At 41.2% G+C, this 216-nt stretch carries 1 protein-coding gene; it reads right to left on the bottom strand.

Going from position 1 to position 216, the window contains the following annotated elements:
* Positions 1-216: hypothetical protein (locus tag AC27VX_RS23960; RefSeq protein ID WP_488698501.1), on the bottom strand; the 216-nt coding region annotated here is incomplete at both ends.

Raw genomic sequence — 216 nt, 5'->3', positions numbered from 1 at the left:
ACACCTTCAAAGTAGCTGTACTGAAAACCGTCCAGATAGTCTGTGATGCGGGTTGAAGTTGATCCTCTTGGAGGGGTAGAAGAAAACGTTTTACGAAGCTTGGTTCCGTCAGCACGGTAAAGGTAATTGATAGTACTATAGGTTGGCTTTCCAAAGCTATTCTGGTGGATCATATACTGATCAGAAAGATTCAGGTAGTTATATTGTACAGACTTT

It is taken from the genome of Chryseobacterium sp. 14P4.3.2 (assembly GCF_057799275.1).
The sequence above is the reverse complement of the archived record's forward strand: the minus strand, read 5'-3'. Positions and strand labels throughout refer to the sequence as shown.